The 24,246-nt window shown below is 34.6% G+C and carries 25 protein-coding genes, 1 pseudogene and 1 other annotated feature; of the genes and pseudogenes, 2 read left to right on the plus strand and 24 right to left on the minus strand.

The annotated features are described in order from the left end of the window. Positions 1–52: 52 nt before the first annotated feature. The 6 genes and pseudogenes from STRIC_RS12175 to STRIC_RS07305 form a co-directional block, all read right to left on the minus strand. A pseudogene (locus STRIC_RS12175) lies at positions 53–220 on the minus strand (IS30 family transposase); the annotation flags it as partial. A 246-nt stretch (positions 221–466) separates the two neighbouring features. Then, positions 467–826, minus strand: coding sequence for a 50S ribosomal protein L20 (rplT, locus tag STRIC_RS07285; RefSeq protein WP_008089396.1), 360 nt, complete (start codon positions 824–826; stop codon positions 467–469). A 58-nt stretch (positions 827–884) separates the two neighbouring features. After that, positions 885–1,082, minus strand: coding sequence for a 50S ribosomal protein L35 (gene rpmI / locus STRIC_RS07290; RefSeq protein ID WP_008088960.1), 198 nt, complete (start codon positions 1,080–1,082; stop codon positions 885–887). Positions 1,083–1,122: 40 nt separating this feature from the next. Further along, positions 1,123–1,653, minus strand: a complete 531-nt coding sequence (infC, locus tag STRIC_RS07295) for a translation initiation factor IF-3 (protein WP_008089250.1) — start codon at positions 1,651–1,653, stop codon at positions 1,123–1,125. A gap of 14 nt (positions 1,654–1,667) precedes the next feature. Then, positions 1,668–1,790, minus strand: a sequence feature (ribosomal protein L20 leader region). A gap of 23 nt (positions 1,791–1,813) precedes the next feature. Continuing rightward, complete coding sequence (cmk, locus tag STRIC_RS07300; protein WP_008088844.1) at positions 1,814–2,494, minus strand: (d)CMP kinase; 681 nt, start codon at positions 2,492–2,494, stop codon at positions 1,814–1,816. 17 nt (positions 2,495–2,511) lie between these two features. Then, positions 2,512–2,997, minus strand: a complete 486-nt coding sequence (locus STRIC_RS07305) for an SAG1386/EF1546 family surface-associated protein (protein WP_008088670.1) — start codon at positions 2,995–2,997, stop codon at positions 2,512–2,514. A gap of 47 nt (positions 2,998–3,044) precedes the next feature. Between STRIC_RS07305 and STRIC_RS11875 the strand changes: the two genes are divergently transcribed. Beyond that, entirely contained in the window at positions 3,045–3,242 is a 198-nt protein-coding gene (locus tag STRIC_RS11875; protein WP_008089398.1) for a ferredoxin, read from the plus strand. On the opposite strand, the gene STRIC_RS07310 is transcribed toward STRIC_RS11875, so the two are convergent. From STRIC_RS07310 to dnaG, 18 genes are all read right to left on the minus strand, one after another. Continuing rightward, positions 3,235–3,717: an EbsA family protein gene (locus STRIC_RS07310; protein ID WP_008089510.1), complete on the minus strand. Its 483-nt coding sequence runs from the start codon at positions 3,715–3,717 to the stop codon at positions 3,235–3,237. The genes STRIC_RS11875 and STRIC_RS07310 overlap by 8 nt on opposite strands. A 45-nt stretch (positions 3,718–3,762) precedes the next feature. After that, positions 3,763–4,986 (minus strand): peptidase T, encoded by a 1,224-nt coding sequence (pepT, locus tag STRIC_RS07315; RefSeq protein ID WP_008088730.1) that lies wholly within the window; start codon positions 4,984–4,986, stop codon positions 3,763–3,765. Positions 4,987–5,146: 160 nt separating this feature from the next. Then, on the minus strand, positions 5,147–6,631 hold the full coding sequence (locus STRIC_RS07320; protein ID WP_008088878.1) for a DUF2142 domain-containing protein: 1,485 nt from the start codon (positions 6,629–6,631) through the stop codon (positions 5,147–5,149). Between the two features lie 3 nt (positions 6,632–6,634). Then, on the minus strand, positions 6,635–7,906 hold the full coding sequence (locus STRIC_RS07325; RefSeq protein ID WP_008088693.1) for a lipopolysaccharide biosynthesis protein: 1,272 nt from the start codon (positions 7,904–7,906) through the stop codon (positions 6,635–6,637). After that, positions 7,899–8,240, minus strand: coding sequence for a DUF2304 domain-containing protein (locus STRIC_RS07330; protein WP_040832179.1), 342 nt, complete (start codon positions 8,238–8,240; stop codon positions 7,899–7,901). Before STRIC_RS07330 ends, STRIC_RS07325 begins: the two co-directional genes overlap by 8 nt. A gap of 1 nt (position 8,241) precedes the next feature. Beyond that, positions 8,242–8,937 (minus strand): glycosyltransferase family 2 protein, encoded by a 696-nt coding sequence (locus STRIC_RS07335; RefSeq protein WP_008089440.1) that lies wholly within the window; start codon positions 8,935–8,937, stop codon positions 8,242–8,244. A 9-nt stretch (positions 8,938–8,946) separates the two neighbouring features. Further along, on the minus strand, positions 8,947–9,726 hold the full coding sequence (locus STRIC_RS07340; RefSeq protein ID WP_040832181.1) for a glycosyltransferase family 2 protein: 780 nt from the start codon (positions 9,724–9,726) through the stop codon (positions 8,947–8,949). 27 nt (positions 9,727–9,753) lie between these two features. After that, positions 9,754–12,228, minus strand: a complete 2,475-nt coding sequence (locus STRIC_RS07345; protein WP_008089125.1) for an LTA synthase family protein — start codon at positions 12,226–12,228, stop codon at positions 9,754–9,756. After that, positions 12,225–13,967: a rhamnan synthesis F family protein gene (locus tag STRIC_RS07350; protein ID WP_008089017.1), complete on the minus strand. Its 1,743-nt coding sequence runs from the start codon at positions 13,965–13,967 to the stop codon at positions 12,225–12,227. Before STRIC_RS07350 ends, STRIC_RS07345 begins: the two co-directional genes overlap by 4 nt. Continuing rightward, on the minus strand, positions 13,964–14,971 hold the full coding sequence (locus STRIC_RS07355; RefSeq protein ID WP_008089083.1) for a glycosyltransferase family 2 protein: 1,008 nt from the start codon (positions 14,969–14,971) through the stop codon (positions 13,964–13,966). Before STRIC_RS07355 ends, STRIC_RS07350 begins: the two co-directional genes overlap by 4 nt. A 24-nt stretch (positions 14,972–14,995) precedes the next feature. After that, positions 14,996–16,201, minus strand: coding sequence for an ABC transporter ATP-binding protein (locus STRIC_RS07360; protein ID WP_008089500.1), 1,206 nt, complete (start codon positions 16,199–16,201; stop codon positions 14,996–14,998). After that, entirely contained in the window at positions 16,201–17,004 is an 804-nt protein-coding gene (locus tag STRIC_RS07365; RefSeq protein WP_008089419.1) for an ABC transporter permease, read from the minus strand. Before STRIC_RS07365 ends, STRIC_RS07360 begins: the two co-directional genes overlap by 1 nt. Then, positions 16,988–17,938, minus strand: coding sequence for a glycosyltransferase family 2 protein (locus STRIC_RS07370; RefSeq protein WP_008088888.1), 951 nt, complete (start codon positions 17,936–17,938; stop codon positions 16,988–16,990). The genes STRIC_RS07365 and STRIC_RS07370 overlap by 17 nt, the downstream gene beginning before the upstream one ends. Next, on the minus strand, positions 17,928–19,082 hold the full coding sequence (cps2T, locus tag STRIC_RS07375) for a beta 1-4 rhamnosyltransferase Cps2T (protein WP_008088732.1): 1,155 nt from the start codon (positions 19,080–19,082) through the stop codon (positions 17,928–17,930). Before cps2T ends, STRIC_RS07370 begins: the two co-directional genes overlap by 11 nt. A 119-nt stretch (positions 19,083–19,201) precedes the next feature. Further along, positions 19,202–20,155, minus strand: a complete 954-nt coding sequence (rfbD, locus tag STRIC_RS07380) for a dTDP-4-dehydrorhamnose reductase (protein ID WP_083835431.1) — start codon at positions 20,153–20,155, stop codon at positions 19,202–19,204. Positions 20,156–20,168: 13 nt separating this feature from the next. Next, positions 20,169–20,507, minus strand: coding sequence for a metal-sulfur cluster assembly factor (locus STRIC_RS07385; protein ID WP_008088853.1), 339 nt, complete (start codon positions 20,505–20,507; stop codon positions 20,169–20,171). A gap of 230 nt (positions 20,508–20,737) precedes the next feature. After that, entirely contained in the window at positions 20,738–21,847 is a 1,110-nt protein-coding gene (rpoD, locus tag STRIC_RS07390) for an RNA polymerase sigma factor RpoD (RefSeq protein ID WP_008088972.1), read from the minus strand. Between the two features lie 8 nt (positions 21,848–21,855). After that, on the minus strand, positions 21,856–23,667 hold the full coding sequence (gene dnaG / locus STRIC_RS07395; RefSeq protein ID WP_008089050.1) for a DNA primase: 1,812 nt from the start codon (positions 23,665–23,667) through the stop codon (positions 21,856–21,858). Between the two features lie 126 nt (positions 23,668–23,793). Between dnaG and mscL the strand changes: the two genes are divergently transcribed. Continuing rightward, entirely contained in the window at positions 23,794–24,168 is a 375-nt protein-coding gene (mscL, locus tag STRIC_RS07400; protein ID WP_008089111.1) for a large conductance mechanosensitive channel protein MscL, read from the plus strand. The last annotated feature ends 78 nt before the right edge of the window (positions 24,169–24,246 follow it).

Raw genomic sequence — 24,246 nt, forward strand, 5'->3', positions numbered from 1 at the left:
CAAGTTGTCAAGTCAAGTGCAACCAGTTCATAGATAACTAGAGTTCCAGATGTTAAGCTGTTCGGGATAGCTCAAACAGGAATTTTGAGGATTGATATTGAAGAAGTCGTCTTGGGCGCTCATTGATGGCAGTAATATAATTGTCAAGTTCTTCAGAGGTTAGTGGATTAAGTGAGACTCCTTTAGGGACATATTCTCTGAGGAGGCCATTGAAGTTCTCGTATAACTTCGTCTAATGTATGCTATAGGATGATTTTCTGGTAGAATTAATGTTGGACATGTTCATCTGCTTTCCATACTGAATTGGGGAATTCTAGTATATCAGACGAACATGTCTTTTTTGTTGCACTTCATTTTACAACGCGGGGTTCATTTATGGTATGATGACACTATCAGTAAAAAAGTGGTACTACTATTTTGTTTTTATCTAAAAAATCTGCTTGCAATATGCAAACAGATTAGCTTATTATTTACCAAGTTTTGCTTTAGCAGCATCTGCAAGAGCTGTAAAAGCTGATGCATCATGAACTGCTAAGTCAGCAAGCATTTTACGGTTAACTTCAATTTCAGCAAGTTTCAAACCATGCATCAATTGTGAGTATGACAAACCATTCATACGAGCAGCCGCGTTGATACGTGTAATCCATAATTTACGGAAGTCACGTTTCTTTTGACGACGATCACGGTATGCATAGTAGTAAGAGTTCATTACTTGCTCTTTTGCAGTACGGAACAAGATATGTTTTGCTCCATAGTAACCTTTAGCTAATTTTAAAATACGTTTACGACGTTTGCGTGATACAACGCCACCTTTAACACGTGCCATTAATTGTTCTCCTTCAAATAATTCTTATAATCGAGTAAATGTCTACAAAACCTAAATCTTAAAGGCCAGTAATCATTGCTTTAATACGTTTGAAATCTCCTGAGCTTACCAAACCAGCTTTACGAAGATGACGACGTTGTTTTTTAGTTTTTCCGTGGAAACGGTGTGATGTGAAGGCACGGAAGCGTTTCAAACCGCCTGAACCTGTACGTTTAAAACGTTTAGCTGATGCGCGGTGTGTTTTTTGTTTTGGCATTTTAGTATTCTCCTCTTAAGATATAATTTAACTGTGACAATTACTTCTTGTCTGAAATTGGTGCAAGTTGCATAAACATTTGGCGACCATCCATTTTTGCTCGTTGCTCAATGATAGCAATATCTTGAGTTGCTTCAGCAAATTCAGCTAGTACCTTGGCACCAATCTCTTTGTGAGTAATCATACGTCCTTTAAAACGAATAGAAACTTTTACTTTGTTTCCTTTCTCAAGGAATTTACGACCGTTACGAAGTTTTGTCTCAAAGTCACCTTTATCGATAACCGGGCTAAGACGGACTTCCTTTACAGTCACAACGCTTTGTTTTTTACGTTGCTCTTTTTGTTTCTTTTGATACTCAAATTTGAACTTTCCATAGTCCATGAGTTTGGCAACAGGAGGAACAGCTTGTGGCTGGATTAAAACCAAGTCAACGTTTGAAGCATCAGCTAAGCCTTGTGCTTCAGAAAGTGGTTTAATGCCTAATTGTTCACCTTCAAGACCAACTAGACGAACTTCGCGAACACGAATTTCATCATTAATGAATAGATCTTTTTTAGCTATGATCTTCACCTCTTTATTTTTTTAGAGAAAAACGAAAGCGGACTTGATAAATCAAGCCCGCACACATAATATCCAAAAGGATTTTGACATGTTGGGCCAGACAACCTAAGTCGCAAGGCGAGAAGCTCTCACTTCTGCTTTTCTCATTGTTATTATTCTAACACGAAGTTTAGTCCAAGTCAATCATTTTTTCTGCTTTTTCTTGAATAAATTGTACCACACCAGAAATGGTAACTCCGGTTGTATCAAATATAATAGCATCTTCCGTCGCTTTTAAAGGAGATACTTTACGGTGACTATCTTTATAGTCACGTTCTGCAATTTCTAATTTGAGTTTTTCATAATCAGAAGGGATTCCTTTTTCGATGTTCTCTTTGTAACGTCGCTCAGCTCTCTCGTCTACAGAAGCAATTAAGAAAATCTTTAATTCGGCATTAGGCAATACAACCGTACCGATATCTCGACCATCCATAATGATAGCTCCTTTCTCAGCGATACGTCGTTGTTGCTTCACCAACTCTTCTCTTATCTCTACTAGGGCAGACACCCATGATACATTTTGCGTGACATCATTTTGTCTAATGGCGAGAGTAACATCTTCTATTCCCAAAAACACTAATTGGGAACCATCTTCAGCTTTTTTAAACGAAATAGGGTGCTTAGCCAAAGCTTCTAAGATCAATTGAACATCCTCTTGACTATACTGATTTTTCAAAGCCAAATAAGTTGCACAACGATACATTGCTCCTGTATCTAAATAAGTGTAGCCAAGATTTTTGGCAATAATCTTGGCTACCGTACTTTTACCACTTGATGCAGGACCATCAATGGCAATTCTAATTGCTTTCATTTTTTCCTCTTTACTGCTTACTTAATAATAACTTCATCGCCTGGATTAGCATACCAATACCCTTGTGTCATATGCTCAGGATTTAAAGATTGAAGTTGCTCGACTGAAATGCCTGCACGAGCGGCAATAGAAGCAACCCCTTCTCCAGCTAAAACGGTAATAGTCTCTCCAGCAACCGGTTCTGATGCCTGTGTTTCTTCTTTAGCAGGTTCTGTAGGTTCAGATTCGGATGATGATGAACTTTTTGTTGATTTTTTAGGACTAGCTTTTTTTGTCACCTTTTTATGAGTTGAAGCCCCGTAAAAGCCTGTTGTCTCGCTCTGCTTGTCACTGCCACTATTTGACGTGTAAAAGAAAATAAAAAGTATGGCAACAATAATAACAAAGAAAATACTTAGTAAGGCAGTTAGCCATGGGGTACTAATCAAAGCACTCCTTGCTCTTCTTGTTCTAGTTTCTTTATTATCATCAACGATTTTTTCTTCCCATGGTTCTTTAGCCATGATCATCCCCCTTGTTAATTTAAGAAAATCATATTAGAATAATACTTATGAAAGTATCTATTATTCCTGAAAAGTGCATTGCCTGCGGACTGTGCCAGACTTACTCCAATTTATTTGACTACCACGATGATGGTATTGTCAAATTTACTGATTCGCTAGAAACGACCCAATCGATTTATCCCAATGATAAGGATACGATTTTAGCCGTTAAATCTTGTCCTACTAAAGCTCTTACCCTCAAGTAAGGGCTTTTTTATTATTTTGATAAGCTTCAAAATAATCTAGTTTAATAAAGTTATCAAGCAAGATAACTTCTCCTTTAAAATAAGGATTAACTGCTAAGGCATCTAAGAAATATTTTTTAGGCCATTTTCTCATGTAGAACAAATAACTCTGATCACCTACAAACAAAGTCAAGGTAGACTTTGTCACCTCCACTTTTGTAATACTAGAAATGTCTAATTTGTGAGGTCCAAATAATTTCAAGGATACAATTTTTAGCACACCATTATTTTCAATAATAAAATAGCGGTGTAAACCAATTCCAACTAATAAAGCAAACAGGGCAAATAGAATAAAGACTCTACTTGGAATTTCTGTTCTTTCATATAGTAAGGATAAGCCTATAAAAATAGGAGCAAAGGCAATTGACCAGTAGATGATAGACCAAGATAGCTCTGGTTGCCAATGATACCTTATCTTACCAAATAGTTTAATCATGTTCTATTCGTCACCTCCATCAACTTCGATTTTTTGTCTAACCATTTATGGCTTCTGAACAATGCCTAGGATAACATCCACTGCTTTTCCCATAGTCTGAAGGCTTACAAACTCAAATCGTCCGTGCATGTTTTCTCCACCAGCAAAAATATTTGGAGTCGGAATTCCCATGAAAGAAATCTTAGAGCCATCTGTCCCACCACGAATTGGTTCAATGATAGGTGTGATATACAAAGATTCCATAACTTCCTTAGCTAGTGTAATAGGCGTCATATCTTTTTCAATGACTTTCTTCATGTTATAGTATTGATCAGTAATCCTTGCTATCACTCGTTCTGAACCAAGCTCTTGATTCATCTTCTGAACTAAAGTTTCAATAAAAGATTTACGCGCATCGAAAGAGTCATCCTCAAAGTCTCTTATAATATAAGAGGAACGAGCTTCCTCAACTGTTCCAGTTAGACCATGGAGGTGATAGAAGCCTTGATAGCCCTCTGTCTTTTCAGGTCTATCTTCTTGAGGGAGTTGATTATGAAAATCAATAGCCAATTGCATGGCATTAATCATTTGATTTTTAGCTGTACCAGGATGGACATTACGACCTAAAAAGGTCAATTCTAAGCCAGCAGCACTAAAAGTTTCGTATTGCAGTTCTCCGAGTGGACCACCATCAACAGTATAAGCAAAGTCAACGTCGAAATCTTCTACGGCAAATTTATCTGCACCTACTCCAATCTCTTCATCTGGACCAAAAGCTACTTTTATCTCACAGTGCTCTATTTGCGGATGAGCTGCTAAATACTCAATGGCTGACATGATTTCTGCAATGCCAGATTTATCATCAGCTCCTAAAAGAGTGTGTCCATCAGTTGTAATTAAGGTCTGACCAATATAATTGGATAAATTAGGAAATTCTTCCGTTACAAGAGAGTAACCTGAATCACCTAACTTAACTTCTCCACCATCATAAGATTCAATGATTTGAGGATTAACTCCATCCGCATTGAAATCAGCGGTATCCATATGGGCAATAAAACCAATTTTACGAGTGAGATGAGAACTATTTGCAGGTAAAGTCCCAATCAAATAACCATTTTTAGGATTATAATTAATATCTTGTAATCCAATAGCTTCCATTTCTGGTTTTAAAATAGTCAAAGCAAACTCTATTTGGCTTTCAGTACTTGGAGTACTGACACTCTCAGGATTACTTCGGGTGTTGTATTTGGCATATTTGATAAAGCGGTCTAATAAATTCTCATACTTCATAAGTCACCTCAATCATTTCTCTTGTTTCATTATAGCATAAAAAACAACGGCTAGCTATATCAACATTTGTAAGCAGTCTCATAAAATGATCATTCTAATAAAAAAATGAAGGGCTATAAAAATAAAATAACTGATTCGAATAATCGAATCAGTCTGACACTTAATTATAATATTTAAAAATAGTACTCATCAACATCAAAATAATAAATAGCATAGAAACATGAATTGCCAATTTATCAGAAATCAACCCTTGAATGGCTTTCATTTTAGGTTTCTGACTTGAAAATAAAAGCATTATTAAAGGTAAAATACCTATCAGATAGCGACTTTGCACTCCAAGTACTACCAGTGAGCCCACTGGTGTCCAAGTTAAATACATAGCTAAGACTGTTGCACCAATGATACCTGAAATAACAATGAAAATACCAAGCTTTTCTTGAATTTTAAGTACCACCTTACTTGCATTACTAATGTATATCATAAAAAGAAAAAGAAGATAAAGTGGGAAAATATTCGTAATACCATAACTTAAAGCACCAAATTGAAAAATATTAGTCATATTTACAAGATTGATCACCATACCTCTAACAACCACTCTTCCATAAGTAAAGGGCTTATCTATTAAATTACTAATTTGTTGTCCAACATTAACTTCTTTTAAGAAATCTGCAACATATGGTGTTTTAATCTGGCCATAGAGTTTAAACCAAATAGCAGCGAAAAAAATAATAATAAGAATACCTAACACTTTATTAGCCCAAATAAGACCATTTGTTTTTCCAAATTTTTCATTAGGAATAAAAAATGGTAAGAAGACCAATAAAAAGTAAGTAAATTTTGATAATACTAAGAGAGCACAAAGCATTAAATAAATAAGTAACTTGATATTATTTTTAGATTTATCATTTGACGTTACAAGATTAATAAATAAAGAAACAGTAATAAGTACCAAGCCAACTGCAAAACCATCTTGATTATAGGAGCCTGCTAAGTAAACGTTCATAGGAAGCAGAGCAATAACAGCAATAATCTGCTTAAATGCTCCAGCTAATTTAAGAGCAATAAAAATAAAGAAGGCATAGACAAGTAAATTTAGTAATCTTCCCAGATAATAAGTTACCAATATAGGAAGCCTCAAGGTATTACCGAGTAAAACTCCTATTGCCTGTGGCAAATAAGAAAAACTATAATAGGCGTTTGTTCCTTTAATGTTAGCATTAACATATTCTGCCTTCGTATGCTTTGTCGAAAGTAGCTTGGAATTATGAAAAGTACTTCCTGCATTATCAATAATTTTCTTGACGTCTTTAGACACCTTTAACTTCTTGTCATCATTTGATAAATTGATATCTCCTTCTGAAACATATACTGATCGCGAATAATGAACATATTCATCAGGAATATCGTTTAAAGGAGAAATAAAAGCAGAAATGCTTCCAAAGATAAGGATAACAAAAATCAATGCTATTTCTATTTTTTTTGGTAAAAACAACATGATGAATGATGCTATCAGAAAAATTAACGCAATAAACTTAAGTGGGTGATTAATACTATTGCTATAGAGAATAATAGATAAGATAAGTGTTGCAAAAGTAGAAACAATATATTTAAAATTCTCTTTTGCAAGATTAGTAATTACTTTCATAGTTTATATAGAATTTCCCTTCTTAAATCTCCTCATAACTATCCAATAAACCATAATGGATAAAAAACACCAAAATAACATGGTCAAGATAAAGCTTAAAGCTGCTCCTAAAATATTATAACTAGCGACTAAGGGATTGGTTAATGTTAACGAGAATAAAAAACCACCCAAATAAGGAATTACTAAATACTGTTGTTTTCTCATTGCTGTCAAAATGTTATCAATGGCCGTCGCAAAACTACCAATAGCTCCTCCTAGCATGATAAACATGAAAGCTAACCAATACTCCTTTAAATCTGTAGCGTATAAAATAGACAAAAACGGGAGACCTAAAAAGGCACTACCAATAAGAACAAGACATCCAAAAAGAGCTAAGTAAGTAAACAAACGCACTTGAATCTGACTAAATAGTTTCAATTGACCTTTTAAAAGTGCAATAGCCATTTGTGTAATATGAGGCCTAAAAAATAGCATCATAAGATTCATGACAAATGCAGGCATAAATAAAATATTAAAAATAGTCTGAGACCCTAAAGGAATTTTACCTAGATTAGTCATGATTTCAATAGAATATTTGGGTTGAGTATAGATATAAATAATCAAAAAACCATTCAAAAAAAGCGGGAAACTCTCTTTTAATAGGTTTATACTGGCCTTAAATGTTTTGGTATGAAAAACTTCTTTGATATCTAAGTAATGAAACTGTTTAGATTTTCTGATGTCATAAAAAAGAACAAAAGTAGCTGAAAAGAGGCATACAATCTCTAAAGCTAACACTAAATCCTTAAAGTATAAGATTGATAAAGTGTATATAAGAAAGATAAAACTATTTCGAAAAGTAAGAGATTTACCTGCTATGTCTAGCCGTTCATGTTGTTGAAACATTCCTTGATATAAATCTGAAAACGCATCCGTTAATCGATAAAAACAGACCAATAGAATAACATAGCTCTTGTAAGCATCTGTTTTTGTCACAGTCAAATAAGCTATGGAAATCAAAAGCATAATCAAACAGGTTACAAGTCTAGCCATGAGATATTGTGAAAAAGAATATTTCTCATCTATGTCTGTGGCTTGATAGTTTCTAACTTGAAAAAGAGCAACCACAACCATCATATTGGCAAAAGAATAGGCAAAAGCATAAATATCAGAGTCTATGGGGCTTAAAAAGCGCGTCACAACCATCAACAAAACAACAGAAATAGCTGCTGCTGATATACTCCCTAGCATATTCCATATAAAACTTCTTTGCGCTTGATTTTGTGAATTAATCATGGTCTATCTCTTTTTTCATTAAGGCGATTTCTTGAGTTAAATGTTTTAATTTATGATTTTGTATTGAAATACTATTTGTTAGCGAGAAGATTATTGTCAAACTCAAACAGAAGCCCAAGAAAAACAGCATATTGGTTGGTGAGTAAATACCGAACAAATGAGAAACCAAGCTTAATAAAGTTGGAAACCAAGAAAAGATAAGAACAATAAAAGCTAAAATAAACCATGATAAAGAGTATCTAATAGCTAATTTGTCTTTCTTAATCAAATTGATTAAAAGAGCAATAAAGGTAAAGATAATAATACTAATAAATATACTCGCTGTAGTTGTCATCTTATCGTTTTCCTCTCAATTTAACAAATAAAATCGCTAAGGTTACTTTTATCATATAATAAACAGATTTAGTTAAAGATATTGATGAAACTCCACCTTGTCTTTCATTCATAATAACAGGAACTTCTTTAACCTTGTATCCACTTATTAAAACATCTACTACTGTCTCTGGCTCTGGATAATCATCTGGATAATTATCTGAAAAGCGTTCAATTAAAGGGCGATTAATCATACGCAATCCAGAAGTAGCATCTGTTATTTTTTTAGCTGTCACTAAACGAATTAACCAAGTAAAATACTTAATTCCAACTCTTCGTGCAAAAGAAGATTGAAACCCCTCATTATTGATAAATCGAGAACCAATAACCATATCTACTTTAGAGTTAATCATTTCCTGCAGCATATATTGAAGGAAGGAGGGATTATGCTGACCATCACCATCCACTTGAACAGCAATATCATAACCATTCTTTTTAGCATAAAGGTAACCAGTTTGAACAGCTCCGCCAATACCTAAATTAATTGGTAATGAGACAACATTAAATCCATTATTTTGACATATTTCTAGAGTATTATCTTTTGAGCAATCATTAATAATAACATAGTCAAAATCAGGTGCATCTTTTTGTATGACTTGAACGGTTCCGACAATATTACTACTTTCATTATATGCTGGAATAATGATTAACTTTTTCACTTCTTTCTCCTATCCATTTGACTCTTGACTCTTCTTATAAAAGTACATTAATCCCTTTGCGATCGCTTTTGGCCAGAGCAATTCAAACATCATTAAATCTTCTTTGGAACGAGTATTGTCCAAAATGGTCGCTGTTGTTTCAGATTCCTCATGAATACGATGATACATCAATTTTTCTTTAATATAGCTAAAACGCCCCTTATAGTTCTTACTGATGCTATACCAGGCAAACCAATCTAAAGAAGTTCTCAACGCTTCATTGAAATGATAATCTTTCAAAAGTCTAAGATTATAAGTAACCGCTGGGCAAGAAATAGGATTCCCAAAAGCTAAGATTCTTAATTGCCAGAATGAAGAATGCGGAAAGATATCTAGAGCATTTAACATCGTTGTTTTAATCTTTAAATTGAGATTTGCTGGAAGTACCTTCTGATCCCGATATTCTGAATAATCACTATAAACAATTGCAGAGTCTGGATATCTATCAAAAATCGTCATAACCTTTTCGGCATAACTTTCTAAGTAAATATCATCTTGATGAGCAATAGTCGCAAATGGTGTTGTCACAAAAGAAAGGGCATTATTCCAATCTTTTCCAATACCCCCTCCTTCTTTCGTGAAAAGTGGAATATCATACTTAGTACATAAAGAGGAGATGTGGTCATTAGGAGTTGATGTGTAACAAATAATCCTTGATGTCAAACTTTGCTTTTTCAGAGAAATCATACAATCTTCTAAAAAAGTACTTATTCCATAGGCACAGATCACAAAAGTATGCTGCTTGTTCATAATACTTTCCAAATTTTTCTTTCTTTATTAGTTTGATAGGTTAAAAAATGATTTATCTTTTAATAGATATCCTTTACCAATCGTTAAATCATACTGAATATTTCTTAAATCCTTTTGAATAGCTTTAACCTCGGGACTTTTTGGAGATTTATCTACACTAGCTTTATTTAAAACTTCTGTCAGTAAAGCATAATAAGGAGAAACTTTTGAATCGGTATGTTCCAGAAGAGCTGCCGTAAAATCACTTGAATTGATTAAAGGATGATTTTCTTTTTTATCGTTAAAATTGCTCCAAATAAAATAATCCGTTAAATATTTATTTTCAATATGATTGTCAAAAGCACTGTCTGGGTATAAACCTGGCAAGTGATCCCCATAAAAAACTACCGTAATAGGTTTATCGATCGTTGATAATCGCTCCAGAAAATTTCTGGTTTCTTCATCTGTAAAAGTTAATAATCTAGCATAACTGGTTAAATTTCGATTTTCCTCATCAGTGAATCCAAGGCCTTCTCCAGTAACTTCTTGGGGATAATCAGAAGACCACGGAACATGATTTTGCATCGTAATCACTGAAAAAAATTGATTTTCTTTTGGATTAATTAGAGACAAGATATTGTCATAAACCATTTTATCACTAGGTAATAAACCAACATTTTCGACATTTTTAAATTTATCTTTACTTCCAGTAGAGGCAAGAAATTTATCAAATCCTAAAGTTTTATAAACTGCTTTACGATTAAAGTTGTTAGCATTTGCAAGATGCATAGCTATACGGTTTTTAGGTTTATAAAATTCACTTATAGTATGTGGTCGAATCATCTTAGGAAAAACTTCCGAATACAAAACAGATACAGAAGAAGAGAAATTATAAAATGGCAAACTAGTTAGTGTTTGAAACTCCATATTTGCTGTGCCGCCACCATAAGAATCTGATTGCATTAAACCCGAAGTGGTATTGGCTTTGATTGATTTAATATTAGGCAATACGTCTTGACTAACAGTAACATTTGATATTCTAGCAGGATCAGATAAACTTTCACTTAAAAGATAGATGACCGTCTGTTCAGAGATATTATTTTCTCTATTCTTGTTAATGTCTTCTGCCAAACTGGTGTATTTATGAATAATTTTAGAAATTGACTTCTCACTATAATTATCAGGTTTCTCCATAACTTTTTTGGTTACCTGCCTTGTCCAAACATACGATAATGATTTATATCTTGCATTTGTTGAAAAACCTAGCCAATTAATATCATTTCCATTTTGTAATCTAGAAACAACGGGAATACCTTTAATGATCTTTCCTTCTTTTTCAGTATAAAATGGTAATAGCAAAAAAGCCATTAATAAGCAAACCATTCCGATAGACACTATTCTTTTAAGCGTATTGTTCACAATTTTTCCGGCTAGGACAATCTTGTGTAGATACCATCCTAAAAGTAAACTTAATACTAGTCCAAAGATAATTTTCAACACCAATGAATGATCAACAAAACTTGACACTAAACCTAATTCTTGAAGCCATACAAAATCTGTTAATAGCAAGGGCTCACTACGCATGGTTTCTTTCAGTAAATTGGCAATTGATACAATTGCTCCAATAGATAAGACTAATAATGTTGTTGGAAAAAAACGATTAAGTATTAAATATAGCAATAAAATAATACTAAACAAAAAGGCTATTTGAAAAAGGGTTGCTCCTGGAAAAATATAATATCCTAATAAGGCATTGTCACCTTTTACCCCATATTGTAACGTGTAATTATAAACTAAGGCAAAAAATAGACTACTTGTAATAGCAAGTGATAATGAGGGTTTATTACTTCTAAAATTACTCAGACTATTTAAAGCCACATAGATAATCAGTGAAAAACTAAAGCTTATCAAAAATAACAAAGCTGTTAGATTAAGAAGATAAGGTATGTAATTTTCTAAATGTGATGGTTTAGGTAACTGAGAAGCCATCACTTTCAACAGATGACTATCATTTACTGGCAAAATTGATAGTAACATTGCTAAAGAATAATGTTTAGACTGATAATCCTTCAAAAATAAATGCTTCTGATTCCATTTCAATTGATTTATTAACCATTTAATTAAAATAGATATTCCTAAAATCCCAAATAAAATAGGAAACATCTGAAATTGGTAAAAATCATTTTTTGATAGATTCCAAAGTTCAAATTTCTTGTTATTTAAATTTTGAGTTAAAAGCAAAAAATAACTTAAAAATTGATAAATAACTGAAATAATAATAACTTTTACAAAAAATTCCCAATTTAAATGTCGACTAATGTAATATGCTATTCCAAAAAGCGATAGAATAAAAAAACTAAAAGAAATGGTTAAAAAATTCTGATAAACACTTAAAGCTTTTACTGATTTTGATAGTAAAGCATTATTTACCGTATAAAAATTAATGTAATAAATAAAGACAGCTAATAGCAGATGATGTAGCCAGTTCAAGTTATTAATAGTAAAAAAGTTTTTTTGATTCATCTCAGTTTCTCCATCGAACGTAAAATAATATATTTTACAGCTTTTGCAGGACCGATAATGATATATTTCAAAGCGCCTTTAATTCCACCAAGATGATCAAAATCAACATAGGTATGTGGCATATTGCCCTCTCGAAGGTTTAAGAGCTTATTATCAATAAAAGGCGTTAACGTTTTACTATTTGCTACAATCTTGAAATCATAGCCTCTATCCCAAGCAATATAAATTAATAGACGCTCAATAGCATGTAAAATAGAGTTTTGAGGTAATGGCTCTCTTGGCACATCTTCTTTTAAGTCTAAGTCAAAAAGAGGTTTTAAGGCATCATACTTAAACCAGACAAATGTGCCATAACTCATTACAAAAGTGTCCATAGCATTGAAATCAATGCTTTTTTTAAGTGCCATCTGTTTCCACAATTTTGTCATTTCAGGTGCTATAAGATATTCATTCCAAGCGTCCACGATTTTATTAAATCGAAAGAAAGTTGGAATATCTGCAATTACAATTCCTAGATCATCATTTTCAAAAGCCTCTAAAATTTGATTTGCAGGTTTAATCATCATATCTATCAATTCTCTGCGCCATGATTCACCAGCCCAAAAGTCAGCTTCTTTTGATTTTTTAGTGTGAAAATGTCCAATATAGTCATAATGTGAGAGTTTATTTTTCAATGACAGCATTGGTAAAACATCACGTCCGACATTTCCTGTGATAAAAATTTCAGCTGAAACTTGAGCTACTTCTAGTGTTTTCAAAATGGCTTCTTTTTTGGCTACATCACTTGTAGTTATGAATAAATCGTACGAAAAATCAAAGTTTTGAAATGCCTTCAAATAATCATCCAAAAGATCAAGGTAAAAAACGTGTAGGTGTACTGCAGCCCTATTCTTAGTTCCCTTTGCAACCTTTTTTGTCTCCAAAAGTTTATGCGCTAACAGGTATTTTGCATCTGGAAGTCCTACCTGAGACATATGTGAAATGATTAAATCAACCGGATAGCTTGTTTCTTTATCAATATAATCTAAAAGATATGGAGCAATATGTTGATTAGCATCAATGGCTTTAACTTTAAGAAAAGGCACCTTATGCTTTAAAATAGCTGTAGGATTATAGTAAGAAAAATCTGCGTGTGGCATTGTAGATGAGTCTTCTTGTCGTGTGTCAAAAATCGTAGAATAGTTAAACCCAGCATCCAAAAAAGTAGTTGTTACTTTAGTTTCATATTCTTGAATAACATCTTGGACATCACTATATTCAACAATAGTTTCCCAAAACTCTCTGAGCTCCTTGCTATGAACAACTGAACTCTTGAAAGTCATAAAATAACTTTGAATATGCTCTTTGAAAGCTTTTGTCGCTCTGTTATTAGTCAATCCCCAAAAATCTACCTGTTTATCTTCTTCAAAATGCAAATAATATGGAGTCATGTCCCATAAGGGTCCAAAGCAAGTATCATTCATGATCGTAACTGAATCAAAATCATTGAGGTGATCAAATCCAACTACATTCATACCGTCATGCCAAGCTGCAAAATCAAAACCTTTGTTTTGTCTTTGAAGAAATTGATCAATTAAGCCAGCTTCTTCTAGCTTCTTTCTGTCATTAAGTTCAACAATACTATTAGATATAAAGACAACCTTTGAAAATAACGATCTCATTTGTTCTAGTTGGTAGCAAACGTGACTGCTTACTTTATCATATTTATTGAAATGCACATATAATAAAATGCGGTTCATTTTTTCCTCCTAATAAAATCAATCATCATCGAAATGTATTTCCAACGACGGGAATGAACAACACAATGATAATCATGAGTTATTCGTTCAATGTCTTTTTCTTGTTTATTTATTTTTTCGTTTAGTAGTGCAATACTCTTTTGGTAATCTTCTTCTTGAATCATTGCTTGCTGATGCAAGGCATAGATTTGTTGACTTAGTTGATGAATTCGAATCTCATTTTTAGCATCTTGTTTTAGTAATTCTTTGGCTATTTCTCTATAATCGACCTGTGGATACTTCTCTAGATAACATAATTGTGTTTCTAAAAGCCCTTGAATCCGAGAGAGCATTTTATCTTCAGAATCCGGTCTTGAGTCTGAGTTACTTGTCATGCGATAAACAGTCGTAGAAGCATCTACAAAGGTTAATCGAGTCATTTGAAATAATTCCAACTGTATATCAAAGGTGTCATCAGATGTATCCAAATTAATTTTTTGGTTCACTTGTCTCATCAAATCAGCATCAACTAACCAAGTCGATGCCATAGTCATTCCTTTTAGAGCTAACATCTTTTCATAAGTATCTGTTAGAGGCGTAAAACCTGACTTGAAGGCTTGTGCATGCACTAATTCTCCTTCACTTGTGATGAAATCAAAATCAGTATTAGACCATTTCGAATCTGGATTATCCTCTAAACTGTCTACTTGCTTTTGCAATTTATAATCATCTGTCCAATAGTCATCACCATCACATCTAGCAATATACTGCCCCTTAGCTTCTAGGCAAGCTTTAACCCAAGTTCTAGTGATACCAAGGTTCTCCAAATTAAAAATCAAACGTATCTTATCTGGAAATTGCTTTTGATAAGCCTCTAATACTTGTTTGGAATGGTCTGTTGAAGCATCATCAATAAGAATAATTTCAAAGTCAAATTGTGTTTTTTGACGTAAAAAACTATCGATGGCTTCTGATAACCATGGACCTTTATTATAATTTGTACAAATGACGGAAACTTTTTCCATATTACTCTTTCTAATTGCTAAAAATCAGTTAAATTCCCATTGACCATTTCTTTGGTACAAACCACTAGCCGAATCTAATGCTGATAAATCATCTGGAGAAATATCATCTCTTTGAAGTAAGATTAATGGTGACTGCTGAGCTGATGAAAAGAGTAACATCTGACCATCTTTATCTCTAACCGTAACTTCCAATTTGAGTTTGATATCATTTAAGTGTGACAACTGACAATGATATTTAATCCTTTGTTTGCCACTTCCACAGCTCTGTTGATCTTTTGAATTATCGTTATAAACCCATATGTTTCGATCAATATCTGTTAACGAAAAAGCAATATAGGTCGGCTCTTCTTTTAGGACATCATAGGTAACTTCAAAAGAAATAGTCTGATTTGGTGTCATTCTTTTGTCAGAAAGTAATTTAACATCTAAATTTTGAGCGATATCAGATACTGATTGTGTTTGTACTTCATCGCCGTCATGACTTGTATCTGTATTATCAACACTATACTGGTTAGCCACATCAAATGGTTCGCCATATGCTTTTACCAGTCCATCTTCAATAAGTACCGCACGGTTACAATATTTTTTCACAGCTCCCATATCATGGGTTACTAAGATAGTTGTTTTACCACTTTCTTTTCGTTCCATGAAATAGTCGTTACATTTTCGTTGAAAAGCCTCATCACCAACGGCTAATACTTCGTCCAAGATAAGAACATCCCCTTGTGCTTTGATAGCAACTGAGAAGGCCAGACGAACCTGCATCCCACTAGAATAATTCTTTAATTTCTGATTCATGAACTCATGCAATTCTGCAAAATCCACGATATCATCATACATGCTATCAACTTCTTCTTTGGTAAACCCAAGCATGGCACCATTCATATAAACGTTCTCAAGACCAGTAAGTTCTGGGTTAAAACCTACACCCAATTCAATAAAGGAAACCATTTTGCCTTGAACAGAGACCTGTCCTCTTTCTGGCACATAAATCTGAGAAATAATTTTTAAAAGAGTTGATTTTCCTGATCCGTTTCGTCCCACAATTCCAAAAAAATCACCTTTATAAACATCAAAATTGATATCTTTTAAAACTTTTTGTTCAGTATAACCTTTTATTCCTCTAAAGCGATTGACTAAAGTAGATCGAAAACTCTTGGTCGCTTCGGTTGGTAATTTAAAAGATTTACTAACTTGTTCAACTTTAACTGCAATTTCTTTTTCTGTCATTAGATAATCTCCGCAAATTTGTTAGCATTTTTATTAAAAACTGAGACACCAATTGCCAGAACAATGAAAGGAATGACATAAGGAATCATGATGTAAAACCAATTATCTGACATTTGCCAAATCGTAACATTAGCTCGGTCAATCAATAAGTATCGTAAATCCTGAATCATTTGAGCTAAAGGATTTAACATCAAAATCTTTGCTGCTAGTGGGTGCTGATCAAAGACAAACGTAATTGGGTAAATGATTGGTGTCGCATACATTCCTGCTTGCATCAAAACTTCCCATACTTGTGCTAAATCACGATAATAGACAAATAAGGTCGATAAAAGCAAAGCCACGCCAACTGCCAACACAATTAGCTCAATAAACAATGGTATCGCTAGATAAAAATGACTTGAGATAGTAACACCATTAATAAGTGCAAAAATCAAAACCACTAAGAGATTGATAGAAAAGTTAATGAGAGCACCTAAGACGGCAGAAAAGACAATAGTATGCTTTGAAAAGTTCAATTTTCGTAACAAATCTCCTCTGGTCACGATAGATACCATCCCCATACTGGTTGCTTCAGAGAAAAAGGACCAGATAACGTTAGCTAGCAAAAGTGCTACCGGAAAATGGGGGACACTTCCTCCTAAACGTAAAAATCTAATAAAAACCAAATACATAATGGTAAACATCATCAAAGGTTTTAAAATGGACCATAAGTAGCCAATAGCACTTCCTTGATAACGTAATTTAAAATCTGTTTTTACTAGTTCTTTCAAAAGAATACGATTCTTTTTACTCAATAATTCCATTTCTATGTCTCCTGTAACCAAATTTTGTAAGGATTAGGAAATTAAAGACCATTGTATGAAACCATCTATTTTTCCGGAATCCAAATCGTCTTATAGCCCTTATTCGTTCATAAAACGGTCTCTCTAAGAGATGAACATAAGCCTCAATCATTTCTTGATCATTTGGTTTTAATTGTAATTCTAATAATAATTTTGCTTGCTGCTGACTAGAATCAATCAGCCACCAATACTTACTGACTAACTGATGTGGTCTAAGCCAATTTTTCATGCGTTTTGACCAGGTTCTAGCTCCCAAAACGTTACTATCGTGCTGACGGTAAAGCTCTGTTGGTTTTTCTAGATAAACTAGCTTTCCAAGGGCTGCTGCGAGTAAAGCAAGATACCAATCATGCATCAATAATCCTTGATGAGTCTTCCAATGCTTGGCCAAGGCATGGTTGATTAGCATGGTTCCGCCTGTCACTGTGTTTTCAGTTAGTTCTTGAAGCAGACTTGTATTAGCATGATGAGATTGTGTTTTAATAATGCTTTCGTGAGTCACTTCCAGTGACTGATTCACCACTTTTAAATCAGTATAAACCAACAAAGGACTCTTACTATCATGCTTTTTAGCTTCTTCTAAAGTCCACTCTAATTTCTGTTTTAACCAAATATCATCTTGGTCACTAAAAAAATAAAAATCAGCTTCTTTATGTTTTAAAAGGGTGTAGAAATTCTTAATCACACCAAAATTTTCTTGTTGATTAGGATTAATGAAGTGAATCCTCTCATCTTGAGAAACAAATTTCTCAATAATTGCCCGTGTTCCATCACTAGAGCCATCATCTCGAATGTAAAGATTCCAATTCGTCACTGTTTGCTGTTGTATACTTTTAATCTGTTCGGCTAAAAAGCGTTCTCCATTGTAAGTGGATAACAATATATTAATGTTCATTTAAAAATAAAGCCTCGTACTCCCCTACAATTTTTTCCCAAGTATAATCATCTAAAATACGCTGTTTGGCCACTTCTCCTAATGATAAATTTTCTGGAACTTGATCTAATTGATTAATCAAGGCTCTTAGTTGACCCTTTTCTTTAGACCAGTAAAGAGCTCCTTCTTTAGCAACAGATCGATTAAAATCAACATCTAAGACTAAGTTAGTATTGGTATGAGCCAAAGCTTCGAGAAGGCCTGGATTAGTCCCTCCAACCTCATGACCATGAATATAAGCAAAAGCTTGCTCACGGATATAAGTCACCAAATCCTTATCGTACTGAGTGCCTAAAAATTTAACACGTTTATCTCGATCGCAAGCAGTCTTGGCACATAGCTCTTCAAAGTAAGGGTTATTGTCATGGTTACAAATAATGACTAGATCGCGTTGACTTGAAGAGGCCATGAATTCAGAGATAGCCTTTTCATAGTTGTTTTCAGGCACAAAGCGTCCTAAAATGAGATAATACTGTTTTTCTTTAATGTCAAAAAAATCAAAATAATCTCTTACTTTTTGATCTTGTGCTTGAAGCGTGGATGCTTTTGTCTCTGTTCCATAAGCAATAAAAGTCGTCTTAGACCATGGATAGGCTGATTGAATATAAGTCTCAATTCCTTGATTGTCTGAAATTACTAAATCAGCAGTCTTTGTCATTTGTTGCTCAGCATATTTCAAATAAGCTTGAACAGGCCTAGACCATTTGGAACGTTTCCATTCTAGTCCGTCGGGATTGATAAAGAAACGACCACCTGCTTGATGAATTTTTCTGACAAATGGCGCCATAAAAGCTCCAATGGTATTGCCTAAGACATAAAAAATAGGTGCCTTAATCTGGTGCTTTTGGCAAAAGGACAAGGCATAAGTAATAGCTAAGATGTCATAAGCAATAACTCTGGCAGGGCCAAGTTTGGGAGGATTGATGTAAAAACAATCAGCACCTTTATAATCAAAGTGACTGTGATGCTTACTATCACTTAAACAAGCCACATGGTAGTGAATATCGGGACTTTTTTGATGACTAATCATTTCATCCACAAAGGTTTCAAAACCACCATATTTAGCGGGTAATCCACGGCTTCCAATGATAAAAACATCTTGCATAGCATACTACCCCATTCTAAAATATAATCTGTCCTATTATACCATATTTATAGTATCTAGGCGACCATTAAACAAGGAAAAAGAGCTGAAAACGACTAATCAACTCTCTTTTTTTTGCTTTATTTGTTAAGGTCTTGTTTGTAAAAAGCAGCTAAGGCTTCTTGCCAAGTCGGAATGATAAAACCGGTTGCTTTAGCTTTGTCTAGATTCATCGTCGAATTCAAAGGGCGTTTTGCTTTAGCAGGAAAGGCTGAAGAATCAACCGGTACCACTTCAACGTCGGTATCCTTAAGAATCTCTTTAGCAAAATCATACCAAGTTGTGTCTTCTTTAGCATCATTTGATAAATGGTAATACCCATAGTCTTTTTTATTTTCTGCCAAATAACACATAAATTCAGCTAATGTCCTAGTCCAAGTTGGACGACCATGTTGGTCATTGACGACTGTCAAACGTGAATGATTTTTAGCAAGGTTTTGCATGGTGAAAACAAAGTTTTTGCCATAATGACCAAAAACCCATGCTGTACGAATAATATAAGATTGTGGTGCGTAGGTTTCAACAGCTATTTCACCTAAACGCTTGGTGCGACCGTATTCGGTTTTAGGATCAGGTGTGTCTGATTCAACCCATTCCTGACCAACTGGTTTTTCACCATCAAAAACATAGTCGGTTGAAATATAAACCAAGGTTGCGCCATATTGACCACAAACTTTAGCGATATTTTCACTTCCCTTAACATTAATAGCCTCGTTCAGGGCCTTTCCTTCATCTTCTGCTGCATCAACAGCTGTGTAAGCTGCACAATGATAAACCAAGGTTGGTTTGACTTGAGCAAAAACTTCTTCCACCTTATCTAAATCAGTAATATCCATTTCTGCCACATCAACAGCAACATACTCAGTCTGTCTTTCATCCAATAAGTAACGCAACTCTGTCCCTAATTGACCATTACTGCCTGTAATTAAAATCATCTTTTTTCTCCTTTGAGCTATGATTCTTTCTGACTGAAGTACCAAAAGAATCCTTAGGTTTTCTTCACTTATTCTACACCAAAAAAGGGAATATTTCATCCCTTGACTACTATTATCGAATACCTAATGCAATTCTTGCATATCGACTCATCTTATCAACTGTCCATGCCGGATACCAGACTAACTTCACTTCAGCTTTCGTTACTTCCGGAACATCTCGCATGGCATCGTAAATTTGATCAGTTAATAAATCGGCTAACGGGCACCCCATTGTGGTGAGCGTCATATCGATTTCGGTATAACCATTATCCGAAAAACGGATTTCATAAATCAGACCTAAATTAACAATATCAATCCCAAGCTCAGGGTCAATAACAGTTTCTAAGGCTTCAAGAATACGATCCTTTATTTTTGCAACTTGTTCTTCAGAATATTTTTTATCATCTGTCACGACGTATCACTCTCCTACCTTCCAATCTATACGATCAAAGATTGAAGAACACCTATCCGACACTCTTCAATCTTTGCTTCTTTCAAATGTAATTTTTAACTCGCCACTTCGAAAGCACTCCCAGTCTAGCGCTCCTTTTTTCGTTTCCAGAGAGCGGTTAGACACCACACTGTTTTCCGAGGCTCGTTTTTTATTTCAAGCTCGCCGTTAAAAAGGTCCCCCGGACCTTTTTAATCCTCAATAAAGTCTCTTAATTGTTTGCTACGACTTGGATGGCGAAGTTTACGAAGCGCTTTAGCTTCAATCTGACGAATACGTTCGCGAGTAACATTGAAAACCTTACCCACATCTTCTAACGTACGCATCTTACCATCATCTAAACCAAAACGTAAACGAAGAACGTTTTCTTCACGGTCCGTAAGAGTGTCTAATACTTCATCTAATTGTTCACGCAAGACAACACGCGTTGTGTAGTCAACAGGGTTTTCAATAACCTCATCTTCAATAAAGTCACCTAAATGACTGTCATCTTCTTCCCCAATTGGTGTTTCTAAAGAAACGGGTTCTTGAGCAATTTTTAGAATTTCACGAACCTTATCAGGTGTCATTTCCATACGCTCTGCAATCTGCTCTGGCGTTGGATCTTGTCCAAGTTCTTGTAATAAATTACGTTGCTCACGCACTAATTTATTGATAGTTTCAACCATGTGTACTGGGATACGAATGGTACGTGCTTGATCAGCAATGGCACGTGTGATAGCTTGACGAATCCACCAAGTGGCATAAGTCGAAAACTTAAAGCCCTTGGAATAATCAAATTTATCAACAGCTTTCATAAGCCCCATATTACCTTCTTGAATAAGGTCCAGAAATTGCATACCACGACCTACGTAGCGTTTGGCAATAGAAACCACCAAACGTAAGTTAGCTTCTGCCAAACGTTGCTTAGCTTCAAGGTCTCCTTGCGCAACCGCAACTGCAAGTACTTTTTCTTCCTCGCTTGAAAGCAAAGGAACAACCCCAATTTCTTTAAGATACATACGAACAGGGTCATTGACTTTAGCAGAGTTACTACCAATCAACTCCTCATCTGTTAGTTCTTCGGGTTTTGGCTCTTCAACAATGTATTTAGAAGAAGGATTTCCTTCTTTATCTGTAATGGAAATACCACCGTCTGTTAATCGCTCAAGCAAATCATCAATTTGATCAGCATCTAAAGTAAATGGAATCACAAGTTTCTCAGTGACTTCATCGTCTACTGCTGTTCCATCTTTTTTGTGATGACGAATAAACTCTGCCACTTGAACATTAAAAGTTGTAATTTCTTTTTCTTTTGCCATATTTTCCTCTATTCCATTCTTCTTTTTTGAGCAATTAAGTTTTCTAAAACTTCTAGAGCCTGTTGATGGTCACCTTTGTTGCTAGACTCTCTAACTTGCTTAGCTTGTTTATGCACTTCTCTTTGCTCCATCAACTTTGTGCGCTTCATTAAAATATCTTCAATCTCACCGGGAGCAATATCAAGGGGGAGACTTTCTTCTAAGACTTGATAATAAGCCTGGCTAATATCTTCAGGTAATTGAGATAAGTCATAAGATGTCAGCTCTCCATTGGTTTTCAACTGTTGATAGATGACCTGAAAATTAGGCGTATCAAATGCAAAATCTTCTCGGTGACGAAATTCATTTAAGAGATAGTCATGATGTAAGAGACGATGCAATAAATGCCTTTCTGTCTTCACCAAGGCTGTCACGCTTTTAGTCACAGGAAGACTAATCTCCCTGGCAACCGGTGCAGGTTGATTTTGTCTAGTTTGCCTATCTAGAATTCGTACCGCATTGACAGACTGCTCCACTTGAAAATAATCAAAATCAGGCAAGCTATCAGCCACTTTATTAATATAAGAGTTCTGAGCTGTAATTGATTGGGAACTAGCAATTATCTTAGCTATCCTTTCGACATAGGCAATTTGAGCTTGTAAATTATCCATGTTTTCAGGTTTTAAGTAGTCAATCAAAAACTCAATGCTACTAATTCTTGATTGTTTCAACAGTTCCGTAAAAGCTTGAGGGGAATGCTTTTGAACAAAATCATCCGGATCCATCTTATTGGGTAATTTTACAATTTCCACCACAAAATCTTTGAGCAGCTCCAGCGACTTAGCAATAGCATTTTGACCCGCATCATCTCCATCATAAGTAAGAATGACCTTTTTGGTAACTTGCTTGAGGTGAAATACATGTTCTGGAGTTAGAGCCGTTCCCATTGAAGCTACCGCATTCTCACAACCTGATCGATAAGCAGCGATAACATCCATAAAACCTTCCATTAGAAAGACTTCATGAGTTTTTGTAATAATAGGCTTAGCCTTATCTAAATGGTAGAGTTCGTAAGATTTATTAAAGAGAACTGTCCCTCTTGAATTTTTGTATTTAGCTAGTTGCTTATTCAAATCAGCTTCTGACCATATGCGCCCTGAAAAGGCGATGACTCGTCCCTTGTCATCAGAAAGAGGGAACATAATCCGATTTCTAAAGGCGTCATACATGGTATTAGAGCGTTCTGATAAATTAAAGAGTCCTGAATCAGCCAAGTCTTTTTCTTGATAAGTTTTGGCTAAACGCTGATAGAGATAATCATTTTCATCCGGAGACAATCCAATGCGAAAATGCTCAATCAAGGCATCATCAAGTCCTCTTTCATAGAGATATTGTCTCGCTTCTTGACCAATCTTAGTGGTCATCAAAACCGCGTGATAAAACTTAGCCGCATCTTCATGTAGTGCTATTAAGTTTTGGTGTACACCTTGCTTAGGACTTGTGGATACCTCATGTGTCGGTGCAATATCTACCGATATCCCTGCCTTATCAGCAGCAATTTGGACACTCTCTAAAAAAGGAACTTGTCTATAATCTTCTATAAATTTAAAAACATCCCCAGATTTTCCACAACCAAAGCAGTGGTAAAATTGTCTATCTTCAATAACATTGAAGGAGGGAGTTTTTTCTTTATGAAAGGGACACAGTCCAAGATAGTGTCTGCCAGAACGTGTCAATTTGACAACTTCTCCGATGACATCAACAATGTTGACACTATTTTTAACCTGGGAAATCATTTCTTTGTCAATTGCCAAATCTACACCTCCCCATAAAAATCCCATTATAGTTTTACATTTTATTATACCATTGGAGAGGGGCTTTGTAAATTTAAAAACCTAAGTAATTCCATTGGATTTTGATACTTAATTATGATATGATTAATTTAACTAAAAAAAGGGGGAATTCTAATGATTAAAGAACTAAAACAATTCTTATTCAGAGGAAATATTATTGACCTTGCTGTGGCTGTTATCATTGGTAGTGCATTTGGTGCTATTGTGACATCATTTGTCAATGACATTATTACGCCACTTATCTTAAATCCAGCTTTAAAAGCTGCCAATGTGGAAAATATCGCTCAATTAACTTGGAATGGCGTTAAATATGGTAGTTTCTTAAGTGCTGTGATTAACTTCCTTATCGTTGGTACCAGTCTTTTCTTTGTTGTAAAAGCAGCTGAAAAAGCAATGCCTAAGAAAGAAGAGGAAAAAGTTGTCGAGGTTGCTGCTCCTACTCAAGAAGAACTCTTAATTGAAATTCGTGATTTATTAGCACGTAAATAAACCATTTCATTCTGATTATTCATTTAAGTCCTAGAAACTTTTTCTAGGACTTTTTTTATGGAAAACCCTCAACAGACA

The sequence above is a fragment of the Streptococcus ictaluri 707-05 genome, assembly GCF_000188015.2.
GTDB classification, from domain to species: Bacteria; Bacillota; Bacilli; order Lactobacillales; family Streptococcaceae; genus Streptococcus; species Streptococcus ictaluri.